The organism is Halobacteriovorax sp. JY17, assembly GCF_002753895.1.
In the GTDB taxonomy this organism is placed as follows: Bacteria; Bdellovibrionota; Bacteriovoracia; order Bacteriovoracales; family Bacteriovoracaceae; genus Halobacteriovorax.
The window spans coordinates 1,401,991-1,417,830 of record NZ_NJER01000001.1 but is presented as its reverse complement, the minus strand read 5'-3'; the positions used below and the strand labels follow the sequence as shown (position 1 = coordinate 1,417,830).

General features: G+C 35.9%; 21 protein-coding genes. 10 read left to right on the top strand and 11 right to left on the bottom strand.

Features of this window, described 5'->3' with window-relative positions:
* Nucleotides 1-393: a hypothetical protein gene (locus tag CES88_RS06520; RefSeq protein ID WP_290732632.1), complete on the bottom strand. Its 393-nt coding sequence runs from the start codon at nt 391-393 to the stop codon at nt 1-3.
* A gap of 112 nt (nt 394-505) precedes the next feature.
* On the opposite strand from CES88_RS06520, the gene CES88_RS06515 reads away from it, so the two are divergent.
* Both CES88_RS06515 and CES88_RS06510 read left to right on the top strand, forming a co-directional pair.
* On the top strand, nt 506-964 hold the full coding sequence (locus CES88_RS06515) for a CBS domain-containing protein (RefSeq protein WP_290732630.1): 459 nt from the start codon (nt 506-508) through the stop codon (nt 962-964).
* 20 nt (nt 965-984) lie between these two features.
* Nucleotides 985-1,686 (top strand): response regulator, encoded by a 702-nt coding sequence (locus CES88_RS06510; RefSeq protein WP_290732629.1) that lies wholly within the window; start codon nt 985-987, stop codon nt 1,684-1,686.
* Here CES88_RS06510 and CES88_RS06505 read toward each other — a convergent pair.
* The gene (locus CES88_RS06505; protein WP_290732628.1) at nt 1,683-2,897 is read right to left on the bottom strand and encodes a glycoside hydrolase family 3 protein; all 1,215 of its coding nucleotides are present in this window, start codon (nt 2,895-2,897) and stop codon (nt 1,683-1,685) included. The genes CES88_RS06510 and CES88_RS06505 overlap by 4 nt on opposite strands.
* Nucleotides 2,898-3,114: 217 nt before the next feature.
* Between CES88_RS06505 and CES88_RS06500 the strand changes: the two genes are divergently transcribed.
* On the top strand, nt 3,115-4,008 hold the full coding sequence (locus CES88_RS06500) for an alpha/beta hydrolase (protein ID WP_290733279.1): 894 nt from the start codon (nt 3,115-3,117) through the stop codon (nt 4,006-4,008).
* On the opposite strand, the gene CES88_RS06495 is transcribed toward CES88_RS06500, so the two are convergent.
* Genes CES88_RS06495 through CES88_RS06485 form a run of 3 tightly spaced genes read right to left on the bottom strand, consistent with a single transcriptional unit; the run spans nt 4,009 to nt 6,089 of the window.
* Entirely contained in the window at nt 4,009-4,629 is a 621-nt protein-coding gene (locus tag CES88_RS06495; protein WP_290732627.1) for an HAD family phosphatase, read from the bottom strand.
* Entirely contained in the window at nt 4,629-5,057 is a 429-nt protein-coding gene (locus CES88_RS06490; RefSeq protein WP_290732626.1) for a hypothetical protein, read from the bottom strand. The genes CES88_RS06495 and CES88_RS06490 overlap by 1 nt, the downstream gene beginning before the upstream one ends.
* Nucleotides 5,058-5,072: 15 nt before the next feature.
* Entirely contained in the window at nt 5,073-6,089 is a 1,017-nt protein-coding gene (locus tag CES88_RS06485) for an NAD(P)/FAD-dependent oxidoreductase (RefSeq protein ID WP_290732625.1), read from the bottom strand.
* A 118-nt stretch (nt 6,090-6,207) separates the two neighbouring features.
* Between CES88_RS06485 and CES88_RS06480 the strand changes: the two genes are divergently transcribed.
* Complete coding sequence (locus tag CES88_RS06480) at nt 6,208-6,675, top strand: methylglyoxal synthase (RefSeq protein ID WP_365992642.1); 468 nt, start codon at nt 6,208-6,210, stop codon at nt 6,673-6,675.
* A gap of 25 nt (nt 6,676-6,700) precedes the next feature.
* On the top strand, nt 6,701-6,901 hold the full coding sequence (locus CES88_RS06475) for a hypothetical protein (protein ID WP_290732622.1): 201 nt from the start codon (nt 6,701-6,703) through the stop codon (nt 6,899-6,901).
* Here the strand turns inward: CES88_RS06475 and CES88_RS06470 are convergent.
* Both CES88_RS06470 and CES88_RS06465 read right to left on the bottom strand, forming a co-directional pair.
* On the bottom strand, nt 6,887-7,714 hold the full coding sequence (locus CES88_RS06470; protein WP_290732621.1) for an RluA family pseudouridine synthase: 828 nt from the start codon (nt 7,712-7,714) through the stop codon (nt 6,887-6,889). The genes CES88_RS06475 and CES88_RS06470 overlap by 15 nt on opposite strands.
* Nucleotides 7,714-8,007 carry a hypothetical protein gene (locus CES88_RS06465; protein ID WP_290732619.1) on the bottom strand — a complete coding sequence of 98 codons (294 nt, stop codon included), beginning with the start codon at nt 8,005-8,007 and terminating at the stop codon, nt 7,714-7,716. Before CES88_RS06465 ends, CES88_RS06470 begins: the two co-directional genes overlap by 1 nt.
* A 52-nt stretch (nt 8,008-8,059) precedes the next feature.
* Between CES88_RS06465 and CES88_RS06460 the strand changes: the two genes are divergently transcribed.
* The 3 genes from CES88_RS06460 to lgt are packed head-to-tail and all read left to right on the top strand — an operon-like array spanning nt 8,060 to nt 10,268.
* The gene (locus CES88_RS06460; RefSeq protein WP_290732617.1) at nt 8,060-8,968 is read left to right on the top strand and encodes a radical SAM protein; all 909 of its coding nucleotides are present in this window, start codon (nt 8,060-8,062) and stop codon (nt 8,966-8,968) included.
* A gap of 12 nt (nt 8,969-8,980) precedes the next feature.
* A complete protein-coding gene (locus tag CES88_RS06455) occupies nt 8,981-9,445 on the top strand; it encodes a DUF2489 domain-containing protein (RefSeq protein ID WP_290732615.1) in 465 nt (154 codons plus the stop codon).
* A 28-nt stretch (nt 9,446-9,473) separates the two neighbouring features.
* The gene (lgt, locus tag CES88_RS06450) at nt 9,474-10,268 is read left to right on the top strand and encodes a prolipoprotein diacylglyceryl transferase (RefSeq protein WP_290732614.1); all 795 of its coding nucleotides are present in this window, start codon (nt 9,474-9,476) and stop codon (nt 10,266-10,268) included.
* Here lgt and CES88_RS06445 read toward each other — a convergent pair.
* Nucleotides 10,260-11,975 (bottom strand): hypothetical protein, encoded by a 1,716-nt coding sequence (locus CES88_RS06445; protein ID WP_290732612.1) that lies wholly within the window; start codon nt 11,973-11,975, stop codon nt 10,260-10,262. The two genes, lgt and CES88_RS06445, sit on opposite strands and share 9 nt — an antisense overlap.
* Nucleotides 11,976-12,100: 125 nt before the next feature.
* Here CES88_RS06445 and CES88_RS06440 point away from each other — a divergent pair, with 125 nt between their 5' ends.
* The gene (locus tag CES88_RS06440) at nt 12,101-13,108 is read left to right on the top strand and encodes an AI-2E family transporter (protein ID WP_290732610.1); all 1,008 of its coding nucleotides are present in this window, start codon (nt 12,101-12,103) and stop codon (nt 13,106-13,108) included.
* On the opposite strand, the gene CES88_RS06435 is transcribed toward CES88_RS06440, so the two are convergent.
* The 3 genes from CES88_RS06435 to CES88_RS06425 all read right to left on the bottom strand — a co-directional run bounded on the left by CES88_RS06435 (nt 13,105) and on the right by CES88_RS06425 (nt 14,414).
* Nucleotides 13,105-13,776 carry a hypothetical protein gene (locus CES88_RS06435; RefSeq protein ID WP_290732608.1) on the bottom strand — a complete coding sequence of 224 codons (672 nt, stop codon included), beginning with the start codon at nt 13,774-13,776 and terminating at the stop codon, nt 13,105-13,107. The genes CES88_RS06440 and CES88_RS06435 overlap by 4 nt on opposite strands.
* A gap of 78 nt (nt 13,777-13,854) precedes the next feature.
* On the bottom strand, nt 13,855-14,058 hold the full coding sequence (locus CES88_RS06430; RefSeq protein WP_290732606.1) for a hypothetical protein: 204 nt from the start codon (nt 14,056-14,058) through the stop codon (nt 13,855-13,857).
* Between the two features lie 8 nt (nt 14,059-14,066).
* Nucleotides 14,067-14,414 carry a response regulator gene (locus CES88_RS06425; protein ID WP_290732604.1) on the bottom strand — a complete coding sequence of 116 codons (348 nt, stop codon included), beginning with the start codon at nt 14,412-14,414 and terminating at the stop codon, nt 14,067-14,069.
* A 132-nt stretch (nt 14,415-14,546) separates the two neighbouring features.
* Between CES88_RS06425 and serS the strand changes: the two genes are divergently transcribed.
* Nucleotides 14,547-15,815, top strand: a complete 1,269-nt coding sequence (gene serS / locus CES88_RS06420) for a serine--tRNA ligase (RefSeq protein WP_290732603.1) — start codon at nt 14,547-14,549, stop codon at nt 15,813-15,815.
* Nucleotides 15,816-15,840 lie beyond the last annotated feature (25 nt).

Sequence of the window (15,840 nt, the reverse complement as noted above, 5' to 3'; positions counted from 1 at the left end):
TTAGGCGGCTTCTTCCTCCCCGTAAAATTCATCAATAAAAGCTCCAATATCGTAGAGAGAGGCTTCGTCTTCTTTATTGATAATTGTTGTAAAAGGAATTTCCTCTAGCTGTTCTCGGGGAAGATCTTCTCCGAGATCGTCGATAACAATAAGGAAGAATTGATCTGCAAATTCCTTATAGAGATCAGTGTCAAAGAGCGCAGGGGAGAGACTGTCTAGGTAAATCACTAAACATAGCGTAGGGGATTCTCCGACGACCTCTTCTAATTCTGTGAGATTGTAGACTTGTCTGACTTCACAATCATTACTTGAGAGTTCGTAAGAAAGCCTTGTCTGAGCTTGCTCATTCATTGATAGTACAAGAATATTGTCGTGGTGAAATATTCTACTCATGCACTTTATTATAGGGGGCAAGTGTGAAGAAATTGTTAATAAGAACTTTCAAATTTCGTTATTATATTTATAGTAGTTCGCTATAATTTCCATACCTTATAAGGAGGTTTCAATGGTTAATTATACTCCAGCTGTTATGGGAAAGTCTGAAAGCAGTTCTCAGTCTAATTCTGGTCATAGAGTTCGTGAATTCATGACTCTTAACTTTCAAACAATCTCTAGGAATCAAACCATTTTGGGAGCGTCAGAAATGCTTATTGATCTAGATCTTACAGGTGCCCCTGTTGTTGATGAACATGGCGCAATGATCGGGTTCTTGTCAGAAAAAGATTGTTTGAAATATGTTCTGGATGCCAAGTACTATAATCACGCTCCTTCGAGTGTTACTCATTATATGTCTACGCAGGTGATGTCCATTAGCCCTAATGATAACTTGACTCATGTGGTGGAGCTCTTTCTTAGAAATAATTATCAAATTTATCCTGTATTAGAGGAGGGAAGAGTTATTGGAACGGTTTCCCGAAAAACTATATTAAAAGCAGTTTCTGACTTAAATGAAGCATCCTGGTGATTTAGTATCGTGAGGATTTTATGCAAGAACTTAGAGTTTTAGTTGCAGATGATAGTGAAGACTTCTTCTCTTTATTAAAAGAGCGTATTGGAGTTCTTCGTTATGATGTAAATTTCATGTACGCTAAGAATGGCTATGAAGCACTGAACTTTCTTCGAAATGAAAGAGTTCAGCTTCTTATAACTGATTTCTATATGCCAGTCATTAATGGTGTTGAATTAATAAAGTCATTGAAGACTTTGGATGAGGCTTTTAGACCTAAAGAAGTTGTTGTTCTATCTGCTTATTTGGAGTCGGGAACTCCGACCAAGGATTTAGAGTTCGTAAAGTTTCTTCCTAAGGATGATTACTATTCTGATCTGGTTCATATTATTAGTGACCTCGCAGAATCTTTAGATGAGTTTGAAGGGGACGAAGATACTTATTTAAGAAATGTTAGAGTCGATATTATTGGCAAGAAATTTGTAGATATTGTTCATGCTATGGAATTAGATATTCGAAGTGTTACCGTACATGATCCTCACTTAATTTTTGAATGTGAAAAAGACGAAGTGGTTGATTGTATAATTACATTACCAAGTAAGAATAGAGTAAAGACTAAAGGGAGAGTTAAGCGCTTGCTTGGTGCTAGTGAAAAAAATTTTAAAATAGAGTTCTTTGATTTGAACTTAGAGAATCAAGCCAAATTAGAAAACTTCTTGAGAAAAGAAGTCGCTGCTTAATTCTCCATTTTCTTTAGTTTTTTAAATACCTCATAATTTTTCTTCATAAGAATTTTGTCGAGGACTGACTTCTTGTTGGCAATCCCTCTTTTGAGAGTAGAGACTTGGGCAATATCAAAATTCTTAATAAGTTTTAACTTCTTTTTGAGACTCATTATTCTATTAAATGATGAATTGATTTGATCTATTGTGATTCTATCCTCGTCTAAAAGCTTATGAATAGCTTTGTGGACTTTAAAAGCGATCTCTTTCTCATAGATAAGGTTATTTCCAAAAAGAAGAATATCAACACCTGCATTTATTGCTAATTCTATTGCTCTTTCGAAACCGTAATGATCGGTGATCGCACTCATATTCATATCGTCACTTATGATAACACCATCATACTTTAATTCCCCTCTAAGGAGGTCTTGAAGAACTTTCTTGGAGAGAGTTGCTGGATAGTATGGATCAAGAGAGCCATTGAAAATATGGGCAGACATGAGAATATCTACTTGATTCTGCTTAATCATGTCAGTAAACGGAATGAGCTCAAGATCTCTCCACGTTTCAGTTACATCTACAAAGCCCTTGTGTGAATCGCCTTTAGATGACCCATGTCCTGGAAAGTGCTTTATGGTCGTTCCAATATTTTGTTCATGGTGAGACTTGATAAAAGCGGCAACATGTTGACTTACTTTCTTTGGATCTGAAGAGTAACTTCTTTCAATCTTTCCAATTACAGGATTGTTTGGATTCGTATTGACATCAGCACTTGGGGCAAAGTTTAAATTGATGCCGACGGACTCTAGGTCTTTGGCGAGTTTCTTACTTTCACTATAAGTGAAATTTAAATTATTTTTCTTTCCAATTTCTTCAGGGGAGAGGACTTTATGGAAGCCGTGTCTTTGTTTGAGTCTTTGAACTAGTCCACCTTCTTGATCTACTGTAATCAAAAGAGGAATTTCACTTTCTCTTTGAACTCTCTTTGTTAGATCAATTAATTGATCTTTATCAATGACATTTCTCTTTCTCGATTCAAGTTTTACATCATAGTCGAATAAGATGATTGACCCAATTTTAGACTGCTTAATATCTTTGACTACTTGATGGTTTACATCTATTTCGCTTCCTCTAAAACCTACAAGGATCATTTGACCAATTTTTTCGTCAAGGTTATATCCTGCATGAATTGTATTAATAAAAATCAAGAAAACTAAAAACAAGCGCATACTATCCTCTTTCAAAATGTTCACAACCTCTTCTCGGAAGATAAGAGGGATATTTTAAAAATAGTTGAAAACCTTTTTAGTCAACTAAGGAGCTTAACTTGTCAGAACTTCTCAACTTTTAATTTTTAACTGAAAAAAACTGCCGCTCATTTATAAAGTTGGAAAGAATTTAGGTCGAGAAAGCCTCTATAACTTTAATTTGGAGGCGTCTGTGAAGATGTTCTTAACATTGACTCTTTTACTATTAAGTCTCTCTTCAATGGCGGAGACAGGGCTTTATATATCATCTGGTAAACGTTTTGATGTGACAGATGTAGAGGGAGCGATGAAAGAAGTTCTTGATGGAAGCAGAGCTCGTTATATAAATATCTTTATTCATGGAAGAGGAAAGCATCCAGAGAAAGGTCTTGGTGTTATCTCTGAAATTGAGGAAAGTTTTGGTGTTAAAACAATCATGTTTCATTGGCCGTCGTGGAAATCGGCTGTTGAAAGACCTGTTGGAAATGCAATTTCTTCGGCCGAAGATCTTTCAAAGTTTCTCTCTGAATTAAATGCCTATGTTAGAAGACATCCATTAAAGATGTTTGGAGTAAAGCTGAACTTACTTGTTCATAGTATGGGAAATATTGTCTTTAAAGAAATGGTTGAAAATTATTACCATCCGGGAGACTTTAAAGCGAATTTATTCTCTAATCTCTTAATAAATGCCGCAGATGTTCCTGCTCGTGACCATGCCGGTTGGGTAGATAGAATTGACTTCTCAAAAGAGAATTATATTACATATAATGATAACGATATTGTCCTCTTTGGCAGTGAACTCTTAGATAAATTCAGTAATGACTATGAAGATTATGAAGGAACAAGACTAGGGAGAAACCTTGATAAAGCGGTTAAAAAGAATAAGAGTGATAGATCTAGTAATGCAAAATATTTAAATATTTCTAAGTTAGCCTCTAGGGGGCATCGGCATTACTTAGTGGAAGATAAGAAGAAGTTTGCTGAACTTAAAAGTATCTTTACAAGAATGTTTAAAGGGCGTAGTCCATATTTAAATAAGAGAGATGGTGTCTATAAAGTGAAAGATAATATTTATTACTTTAGACATAATTAATTAGAACCAATTTACGGCCTTAAAGGGAATTCCACTATTCTTAGCAGCTTGAATGCCTGCCTCACTGTCTTCAAAAATAAAAGCTTCCTCTTTAGTGATGTCTAGAAGTCTTAGGGCTTCTAGGTAGGGAAGAGGGTCTGGCTTTGTCCTTTGGCAATCATCTCTGGTTAGTATTAAATCAAAGAACTTTTCAATACCTTCTTTCTTTAGAAGCATTAACGCGGGAACTTTTTCTGATGCTGTTATCAGAGCGAGTTGATAGCCGTTGCTCTTAAGATCTCTAAGAAGCTCCATTATTCGGTCATCAATCAATATTTCAGATTCATCTAGTAATTTTAGGAAAATACTATTTTTTATTTCTAGGAAATTTGGAAGACTTGCGTTGATATATACTTTCAAATCTGCGTAGACAAAATGATCTGCAAGACCATGATATCTTTTAAGAAGTTCTTCTTTTGTGAATTTCTTAGAAGAAGATAATTGTTTCAGTGTTTCTTGTAATGCTCTTGCATGGAGAGGTTCAGTATTGACAAGAGTTCCATCCATGTCAAAGAAAATAGACTTTACCTTAGTGATCTTGCGTAGCTCTTCAAATGTCGGAATATTCTTAAGAGATTCCATTACAAGAAAGAGGTAACAATTGTAATTAATTTCTTGAAGATATTTCCTTCTGCTTCAACTTCCATTGAGTCTTCTAAATCTTCAACTTCTTTTGTGAGATCACTCATATTTAAATCACCCAGAATTTTCTCTGTTAACTGATTAAGTATGACTTCTTCCTCTGGTACTAGTCCATCCCTCTTGAAGATCGTATTGGCGAAGCTTACAAGCATTCCTCTCTCTCTTGGATCTAGAGAGGCCAATAGAACATCGTCGAGCTTGATTCCATTTCTAAAGTCATTAAGTAGTATTTCTTTTTGCTCTTTTGTAAATGGAATCTTCTTCAAGTGCTCATCAAGCCATAATTTCTCTTCGTTAGAAACTTTATTATCAACTTGAACGAGAGCGATTGTTCCTCTCCACATTTGAAACTTACTTTCACTTATCATAAACCTTCCTTTTTTTTAATTATCTCCTTTTTTTGCTCTAAACTCTAGAAGTTGTTTTTGCCTTCTCTCTCTTCTTATTTTAGCATTTATATCATCTGCACTATCAACGGCGGAATCCCAAGCGGTGTAAATTTGCTTCTTGATACCCGCCCTTAAATCTCCTGCTATGTAGAAGTTTTCAATAGATGATTGACCTTTTTCGTCGGTAGTGACAAAGCCTCTTTGATCGACTTTCGCACCAAGCTCTAGTGCAAGCTCGTTGTAGACGATAACCCCAAGTGAGACAAAGGCGTTCTGTGCATGAATAATACTTCCATCATCAAGAATAAATCCTTCAAGTATACCTTCTTTCTTGTCTCCTAAGAAATCTACAATTTCACCTTCTTCTACGTTAATACCGTAGAGTTCTATAAGCTCTTTTGTTTCATCGTCAAACTCTGGTGATTTTCCATTCGTCATGATTGTTAAATTTGGAATATTATATCTCTCATTAATCATAATTGAGACCCAGGCCGCAGAAGTGGTATGACCAATGACAGCGATTTCATTATCCTTAGTGTGGTGACCATCACATCGAACGCAGTACTCTATTGCTTGACTGTTTGCAAAAGGAAAAATTGCTCGAATATCATTTTCGATAAAAGGTTGAACATCCATCATTCCTGTCGTGAGAATAACGTATTTAGTTCTCCATTTCTTTTCATTAGAATCTATAAGAGTAAATATCCCATCACTTTCTTTTTTTATACTCTTGATCCCTGTGTTTTTTTGTGGAATGAAAACATCTGCATACTTTTCATCTGAGAGGTAGTCATAGGCCTGTTTGTTAGGGTTATTTATACCTTGTTTGAAATCTAGAAAACCTGGAATATTTTCAACTTTTCGTACCCACATCGCGCGTGATTTTTTCTTATTCTTTTGGTTGCCAGGAAAGAAGAGTGTTTCGTCGTTATTTAAAACCGAGCGAAGTGCGGCCATAATTCCAGCTGAACCTCCTCCAATGACTGTTGTTTCATATATTTTTTCATTCATATTAACTCCTTTTGTATAGTTTATATCAATGCTTCGATGCTATCTAATTGATATTCTCTATCAGTAAATAGATTAGTTAAATTATTGAATATTTGATAAAATAAGTGAATATGCACTAATGGAGACAGAGATGATTAAGGTATCAAAGAATATTGCCCTTGTGGCCCACGACTCAAAGAAGCCAAAGCTAATTAAGTGGTGCCAAGAGAATATTGAAATTCTTAAGAAGCATAAACTCTTCACGACGGGAACAACTGGTACCTTAATCGAGCAAGAGTTGGGCCTGAGTGTGACTAAATTTATTTCGGGTCCTTTGGGTGGAGATCAGCAGATAGGTGCAAAAATCTCAGAGGGAAAAATAGATCTTCTTATATTTTTTTGGGACCCATTAGAAAGTATGCCCCATGATCCAGATGTAAAAGCTTTATTGCGTTTGGCCACTGTGTGGAATATTCCTCTCGCCTGTAATCAAACAAGCGCAGACTTCTTAATTTCTTCCCCGTTGATGGGAAAGGAGTATCAGAGAGATTTAGAGCATCTAGACCGCTACAAGAAGGATAGAAAAGTACTCACTTCAAAGTCTTAGACATTGATGTGGGGCGTATGGATAAATGGAAGCTATAGGCCTACAAAGTAGTCAGTTAAATATTGGAGTAGCATTGGCACATATAGCAAAAATTGGTAGAGCATTTCTAGTAGGACAGGGAATTTTATATCCAGTTCAAAAAGGTATCCTAAAGGTCGGCCCTTTAAAGCCGACTTCAAAGAAAATTAGAGTAACAGGTCTCAAGAAGAAGTTAAAAAAGTCTTAACTCTTCAGGTAGAATAAACATATGATCCTCTTTTGAGATCGGATCTTTAAGTTCAAGTTTATGGGCAACTAACTTCAGCCCATCATCATTCTTATTATGACGTCCATACTTTGGGTCGCCAATTACTGGGTGCTTGATTTTTTCAAAGTGTTGGCGAATCTGATGATATCTTCCTGTTATAATTTCAAGTTCAACAAGTGAGCTATGCTCTAGTTCCTCGTGAACTTTATAAATCGTTTTTGCACTCTTTCCTTCTAGTTCGAAATCAATTTCTCCTTCAGGAGTTCTAAGTGTACCAAGTACTTCTGCTTGATAGAATTTTCGAATAAGTCTATTCTTCATGGCGTTTGTAAAAATTCGTGCCACTTTATCTCTGTAAGCAATAATCATTAATCCTGAAGTTTCACGGTCAAGTCTTTGAATGAGGTAGACATGAGGTTTTGTTTTTTCAATATGTCGAATAATTGAGGCCTGATCGCCAAACTTTGTTCCCTGTGAAAGGACACCCGCTGGCTTATACCAAACACCCCAAGACTTTGTTTTATAAACTTGTTTGACTAGAGACATATCTACTTCTGGAAGATTTGGGTCATAGTGACATTCTATATAGTCTTCAGAGGTTAATTCTGTTTTTACTCTTCTAATTCTATTGAGTGGGCCAACGCCTTTTTTCTTTATCCAAATCCCACCATTGCTTGCATGTTTCTTTATGAGTGACTTCGAGAGAGGAGTCACTTCTGCTAGAAAGTCTAGAAGTGTAATACCTTCTTTTCCTTTAACTTTTCCTCTAAAAGAGAATTTATGAATTTCCATTATATTCCTTGTGAGATTGTCCACGGACATCCGGGACAACCTGATTGACAGCAAGCTTCCGCTTTCCAGTCATCTTTTTTATTAATATTTTCGTTCACTTCATAGAACGACTTTCCATCTCGGTCTTGAAGAAAAGTGTAGTCCATTGGTGACTCCCAAGGAGCATCAACAGTTCCAAGAAGAAGTGAGAGCTTAAATTGATGAGCAGTTTCTTTATCCTTGAATACAATAACGTGCTTCTCATTACTTATAGAAGTAATCCAGTACTCTTTTTCATCTGTAATAAAATTCATGTTTATGGTATTCATCAGGTCTACATATCATATTATTGAAAGAGATTAAACTATGTATGACTTTCCTATAGAGTACGAAGAACCAGTATTTAGACCGCCATCAGAAGGGCGTAGTTTTCTACTACAGGTGACTATCGGCTGTTCTCACAATCTGTGCACTTACTGCAATATGTATCGCTCAAAGAAGTACCGAGAAAGAAGTTTAGAGGAAATTGAGTTAGAAATTAAGAACACTCATGAGTATTTTCAGAGGCTTAACTATACTCCTCGGAAAGTCTTCTTTTGTGATGGTGATGCTTTGGGGGCGAGTACTGAACTTCTCTTAGGTGCTTTGAAGCTTGTTAATCACTACTTTCCAAGCGTAGAAAGAGTTGGTGTCTATGCCACGGCCCAGAATATGTTAGATAAGAGTAGGGAAGAGTTAGAGCTCTTGAAGCAAAATAAGCTAAGTATTGCTTATTTAGGAATGGAGAGTGGCTCTGATCAGGTTCTTCACCGTATTGTTAAAGGAAATACTGCTGCGGACATGGTTTCTGGCTGTGAAAAGCTTCATCTTTCTGGGTGGGATATCTCAATAATAGGAATGTTAGGAATTGGTGGGCGTAAATTTAGTCAGGAGCACGTGAGTGAGACGGCCGCGCTTATTAGTAAAATTTCACCAAAGTTCTTCTCATTGTTAACGACTGTTGCTGTCTCTGGAACTCCTCTTAAGCGAATGGTGGAGAAGGGAAATTTTGATATGCTAACTTCAAGAGAGTTAACTACTGAAATGCGAGATATTTTAAAATTAATTAAGCCTTCCAATCGAGAGATTTTATTCAGAGCAAATCATGTGTCTAATCAATTTCCTTTGGGTGGTCGATTAAATCGTGATACAGCTAGTTTGGTAGAAACGCTAAATGCTTGGATCTTAGAAATTCCTGAAGGAGTTTATCCAAAGACACCACAGCATATGTTGTAAGAGGATATAATTTTGTTAGAGAAGTACTTTTTTGAAATTCTAGTAGGCCTTATTTTTTTGATCTCCTTATTAAGTACTCTTATTTTCTTCTTGGCGAAGAGAATTCAGCAACAGAGTAGCTTTGCAAAAGAGAGTTTAAAGAATACGAGAGAGAAGGAAAAGTTTATTTTAGAAAGTCTTGATATTATCTCTAAGGCCCTCATCCAAGAGCAATGTGAGGTTTCAGAGGGATGTATTAGAATCCGAATGTTAGTTGATAAGTCAAAGATGTTAGACTCCTCAAAGAAAGATTATGAAGTCTTCTTTAATATGTACCAAGAGTTAAAAAACTTTAAAACTCATGAAAAGAGAAATGAGTTAAGCAAACAAGAAATAATGAAAGAAGATATAGATCGATTTAAAGTAGAAGAAAAGTATCAGGCTAAATTCTTAGAGGCGGTTCAAATTCTCCACGCAGATGTAAAAGAGCTTCTTTAGTCACAAATTTCTATGCTATCATATTTAAATGAATTACTACGTACATGACTTATCTCCAATGGCGGTTGAATGGGGATGGTTTATCCTTCCTTGGTATTGGCTTTCTTATATAGCAGGTTTTTTCATTGTTTATTTTGGAGTGATGAGTTTATCTTCTAAGAAGAAAATCACTCTCTCAAAGAAGTTGATTCATGACTATCTCTCAATCGGCTTTCTCTCTCTCGTCCTTGGGGGAAGAATAGGCTACATTCTTATATATAATTTAGGCTACTATCTAAAAGAACCAATGAAAGTATTCGCTCTCTGGGAAGGAGGGATGAGTTTTCATGGGGCAATTATTGGAATTGGTCTTTATACTTTCTATCAATCAAGAAAGTATAAAGTACCATTTTTAACCTTCACTGACGCTATCAGCATCTTTGCTCCAATAGGTATTTTCTTTGGAAGAATTTCAAATTTTATAAATGGAGAACTTGCAGGGAGAGTGACGGATGTTCCATGGGCCGTAATCTTTCCTAAGTTTTATAATGGAGAGCCTAGGCATCCTTCGCAAATTTATGAAGCGTTATTAGAAGGGTTGACTCTCTTTCTTATTTTATTTTTCTTTGGAAGAAATAAGCTAAATAGACGAGGCTTTTGTACCGGACTCTTTGTTTCTTTCTATGGATTCTTTAGGTTTGTCATTGAATTCTTTAGAAGTCCAGACCCTCAGATTGGTCTCTACTTTGGGATTTTTACCATGGGACAATTTCTCTGCGGAGTAATGATTATCATAGGGGTAATAATTATTCTAAAGAGTGACGAAGAAGTATCATCACTCTAAAAGAAAAACGGCATCTTTAGAAAAATCACTATAAAAATCTTCGTAGGTGGCCCTTTGAGCACTAATCTTTTCTACTTCAACTTTGTAGAGCTCTCTGTAATTGTCAGGAATCGATTTGAAATCATAAATATCAACTTCTCCTCCTTTTAGATCGCCATTTTGAGTCGTCCAAGCGGAAAAGACTCCCGGAAATTTCTGCATTAAGTAGTCAATCATACATCCTGGGAATAGTTCTAGAGTGAGCCTTGCACAGGAATGAAGTTCGTCTTCATTGATAACAATAGAGTCATACATCGTTTTAATTGACTCTGAAAGATCTTCTCTTGTTTTCTTCTTCCTTGCCTCAAGGATCTTAAAAGTAACTCTTAACCTTTTGATATGTTCAAGTTCTTCCATATAGCTTTCTTTTTGATCTTCTGGAATATTCTCGTAATCAAATGGATTGAAGTCTCCACTTAAAATTGCAGCTTGAAAGAGAACTGGGTATCTCTTTTCAATATATTCTTGAATACAATTTAAGAATTCTTTTTCTTCTGGAAGCTTTACACAGGCATACTTCTTATTTTCTCCCCACATAAAGTATTCTTTTAAACCAATCCAGATTGAAGTTCCTGAACCAGTCGCAAAGGCTCCTAGAGCAGTTCCTTGGAAGACTCTGGCATATCCATTGGTGAAGAACTTTAATCGATCTTTGTCTTGATCTGTCAAAAGCTCGTTCATCACCTTCTTTCCATCTTGAACTTTTTTGAAGGTTTTCACTGTTTTAGGAAGAGCTGCAATTTCTTTTCTGATGGATCTATTCGCTATTTTATTTATTCCATACTTTGAAGGAGTGAAGTTTAGATTATCAATGGCCTCTTCAAATTGCTTCAACTTTAGTTTTAGTGTTTGAAGAGTGCCCGCTGTAATTCCTTCTGTATTATTGATGTAGTACTCAAGCTCTCGGTGAGTAATGATGAGCTTATCTTGTAGCATTGCTTGTTGAATGATTCTCTGCTTGATAACGCCTTCATCAAACCACCAGTCGAACATTCCACCGTCAAGTTCTGTAATTCTCTTATCCAGTTGTTTAATATAGTATTGAAGGTTCTTATCGTCCTTGTAGAAGATCATCTTCTCATGGACTTCTTCTCCATTCTTTACAAAGATGAGATCAACTTCGGCCCTATTTCCTTCGAAATTATACTTCTTTAAAATATCTCTATTATAGGCAAGAGAGACCCTTTCATTGATGAGATCGTTTAGCTCTTTCTCGTAGTGAGTGTACTTAGTGAACCATGTATCAATTGTTTTTAAAACTGACTCTTCATCTTTATTGACTTCTACTTGATCTACTGTCTTTCTGAGAAACTTTGCATAAGCAGCAGCGCTGGCAACAGTTTCTTCTTCATCGTACATATAGAAAGACACATACTTATTATCATTCCAGTTTTTAAATGTATGAGTCCAAGAGTCTTTAAATTTATTCCACCAGCTCTTCTTTGGTAATTTTATTTGCATAGTATTAGTAGACCTTTTAATAAGATCTTTATTTTCAATCTCTTTTAAAAGACTTTCATTATAATCGTTAGTAATAAACTTTCTAACGACATTGGCGCAATTTGGATCGTCTTCTATACTTGCGGGAGTTCGTGAGGATGTTGGGGTCAACACGCTTGAGCAAGAGAAGAGCAGGGCAATTGAGAATATATAGATATACTTAGTCATAGTTCATCTCATCGGATACTTGACAGAAGAACTTTACTATTTCTTCGTAACGTATTGATTTTTAGGGATATTGTACAATTCAACTAATGTGGCTACTATTAACTACTTAATAAGTGGAGGTTTTCTTGAAAGATACATACGATCGTATAAATAATGTGTGCTTAGTGATTTTAACATTTATCGCTTTTACAGGAGCACTCATTTATACCAAATCGATTTTGATTCCATTTGTAATTTCTCTTTTTATTTTCTCTGTTTCTGGCCCTTCAATCGATTGGTTTGAGACAAGGTTGAAAGCTCCACGTTTTATTGCGGTGGTTCTTACAATGGGAATATTTATTTTCTGTTCAGTTTTAGTAAGTATCTTCATTGTAAAAAGTTTAAATACATTTATAGATGGAATAGGGGATTACCATATTCGTTTCACTCTTGCTGTTGACTCTGTCATCGCTTTTTTAAATTCTTATAATATTGAAATTAACCCTGATGTAATTAAGAGTACAATTCAAGAACTTCCAGTTCTTTCTATTTTTAAAAAGTTCTCTGGTAGTCTAATGATGTTTATCTCAAATACTATTTTAATAGTGATCATGGTGCTCTTTCTCATTGCGGGAGAAGGCGTAACAAAGATTAATAATGATATGGTCAAACAAGTTCACTATAAAATTTCTAAATATGTCGCAACAAAGTTTTTCATGTCTTTTATAACAGCATTACTTGTAGGAATTCTACTATTTAGTTTAAAAGTAGATTTAGCTTTTATGTTTGTGATTTTAACTTTTCTACTAAATTTTATTCCAAGTATTGGCTCAATCATTGCTGTACTGATTCCTCTTCCTGTTCTATTTCTACAATTTGGACCAGGTTTTGAACTTGTAACTGTAATGAGTATATCAAGTGCAATTCAATTTAGTATTGGAAACGTTGTAGAGCCAAAGATTATGGGAGAGAACCTTGGGTTACACCCAATTGTAATACTTCTCTTTCTACTCTTTTGGGGGCTTGTCTGGGGAATTCCTGGAATGTTCCTTGCTGTTCCTATGACCGCTGTAATGAAGATTGTTCTTTCTAAAATCGAAACGACGAAGACTTTGGCGGAATTACTTGGTGGGAAGTTACCTACCAATCTCTAGATCAGGTCAACTGTTTGTGCTAGCCTTTGCTCATTTTGAAATTGTGGGCATTGGCGCTCAAAAGTGTCGAATTCTTTGAAATTGTCAGTCGAGCTTTGAATGCAATTATAAGTTGTTCTTAAGCTCTTTATTTTAGAACAACTTCTAAGAATTTTTTCTTCAATACAATTGAACTTCATCTCTGCAGAACTCTCTGTGGCCAAGTGATAAGCAGAGTTTGGAAGTCTATGTTTTATTCTAAGGTTTAAATGCTTCCTTAATTTCGTATCTAAAGCGATTGTATATATAGTGTGTATCGCATGATCTGAGAAATTCTTTAAAATACACTGGTCTTCTTTTTCAAAAGTAATCCTCTTATCTTTAAAGCTCCAGTTAAAGAAGTCAGCATTCTTTTCTTTATTTTCACTCTTTTGAATACTGCTCTGGCAATTACAGAATTGATCAATTTGGGTGAGAAATTCATAATACATACTAGAGGTTTGATCAGTCGTAAGATTAGGGTAGTGAGCTTTAGTGAAGGGGTGATTTAAGATTTTCTGAATACATTGAAATTGAAGGGATTTAGTTTCTTGATAGTCAGATATATCTTTTGAGAACGTACTCAAGCTCAAGAAAAAGAGAATGATGAGATGAGAATAGCGATAAATAGGCGCCTCCTGCTTGCTCATATACTATATCGTACCATGAACAAAGGCTTCTAGAGGGCAAAAAAGTGGAATGAGCCTATTAATGGTGGGTTAGGAGGTCTATTTCTTCTTTTTATTGATCGCTTCTTCGTATTTCTTGATTTCTTCTGGAGATAGGGAAGAGCGCTCCATACTCTTGATGCTCTTCATGGAATTCATCATTTCATCACATTTGTGGACGGTTCCATCTCCCTCAACTGGAGTGAACTTTCTTCCTTCCTTGAGCCATGAAATATCTTTGCTACAAAATTTACACTTTGCCATTATTTTTCCTACTTTGCTAAATCTACAATTTTCTTAATGTCTTCTACTGAGAATGGCTTCTCTAGTATCATATCTGCCTTCTGAAGAACAGGGTCATGACTCATCATGTCGCTTATGGCAGAGAGAAAGACTATTTTGGCATCAGTGTGAGGTCTAATTTGCTCAAAAAGCTCAACCCCATTGATCTTTGGCATTTTTATGTCGAGCAGAATGATATCGAAGTTATTGGAAAATAGTTGTGCCGGGGCATCACTAGATTCATTAACTACGACTACTTCGTGACCTAGGAATTCAAATTCTTCTCTAAGACAGTCTGCTAAGATTTTTTCGTCGTCAACAATTAGTATTTTTTTCATAAATTTATTATTACACGAGTTTGGTTATTTGCAACAAGTTTGACTGTGTGCGTACTGTGTCAGCCTTTGATTATTAGAGACTTTTGTAATAAATTGGTCAATATAATTTTTTCCCAATATTGAGGTACCTAAATGTTAGATATTAAGTTCATCAGAGAAAATCTAGACGCTGTTAAAACGGCTGCAAAAGTTAAGAATATTGCATTCGATTTTGACCAATTACTGTCTTTAGACAAAGAAATATCCGACCTAAAGGGAAAAGTTCAAGAACTTCAAGAAAAGAGAAATAGTCACTCAAAGAAGATCCCAAAGGCCTCGGCAGAAGAGAGACCAGCTCTTATAGAAGAGGGAAGAGTTATTGGTACAGAGCTAGACGCTATGAAGCCTTCGCTTACAGATAAAGAAGCTGAGTTTAGAAATCTACTTTTAACGACTCCAATGGTTCCATCTCCTCTCGCGCCAATAGGTAACGATGAGAATGATAACGTTGAGGTTAAGAAATTTGGTGAATTGCCAAACTTTGATTTCAAGCCTCTCGATCATGTTGAAATTTTAGAGAAACAAGGTTGGGCCGAGTTTGAAAAGATCGCTTCTGTAAGTGGGTCTAGAAGTTACTCTCTAAGAAATGATATGGTTCTTTTAGAAATGGCGATGCATAGATATGCTCTTGAAAAGCTTCAAGCAAAAGGTTTTACTCTTGTTTCAACTCCTTCTCTAGCTAGAGAGGAAGCACTTGTTGGAACTGGTCACTTTCCTACAGGAAAAGATCAAGTTTACTATCTTCCTGACGACGACCTTTATTTATCGGGAACAGCAGAGGTTCAATTAAACTCTCTGCACGCAAAAGATATTTTAACAGAAGACAAGTTACCAATTCTCTACGCAGGCTATTCTCCTTGCTTTAGAAGAGAGGCGGGAAGCTATGGTCGAGATGTAAGAGGATTAATCAGAGTTCATCAATTCATGAAAGTTGAGCAGTATGTAATTTGTAAGAACTCTGCTGAAGAATCAGATAAGTGGCATAAAATCCTCTTAGAAACTTCTGAAGAAATTGTTCAAGACTTTGAGCTTCCATATCGAATTGTGGAATGTTGTACAGGAGATATGGGAACTGGAAAAGTTCGTATGTATGATATTGAATGTTGGGTGCCTTCAGAAGAAAAATACAGAGAGACACATAGTTGTTCTCAGTTGCATGACTGGCAATCAAGAAGAACTAATACAAGATATAGAGATAGTGATGGGAAAGTACAATTTGTGCACACTTTGAATAATACAGCAGTAGCAACTCCAAGAACGCTTGTTCCTTTCTTGGAGTGCCATCAACAAGCAGATGGTAGAATTAAAGTTCCAGCGAAACTAAGACCTTACCTTGGTGGACAAGAGTACCTAGGGAAGTAGTCAGTTACTTAAAGGGGGATTCTTT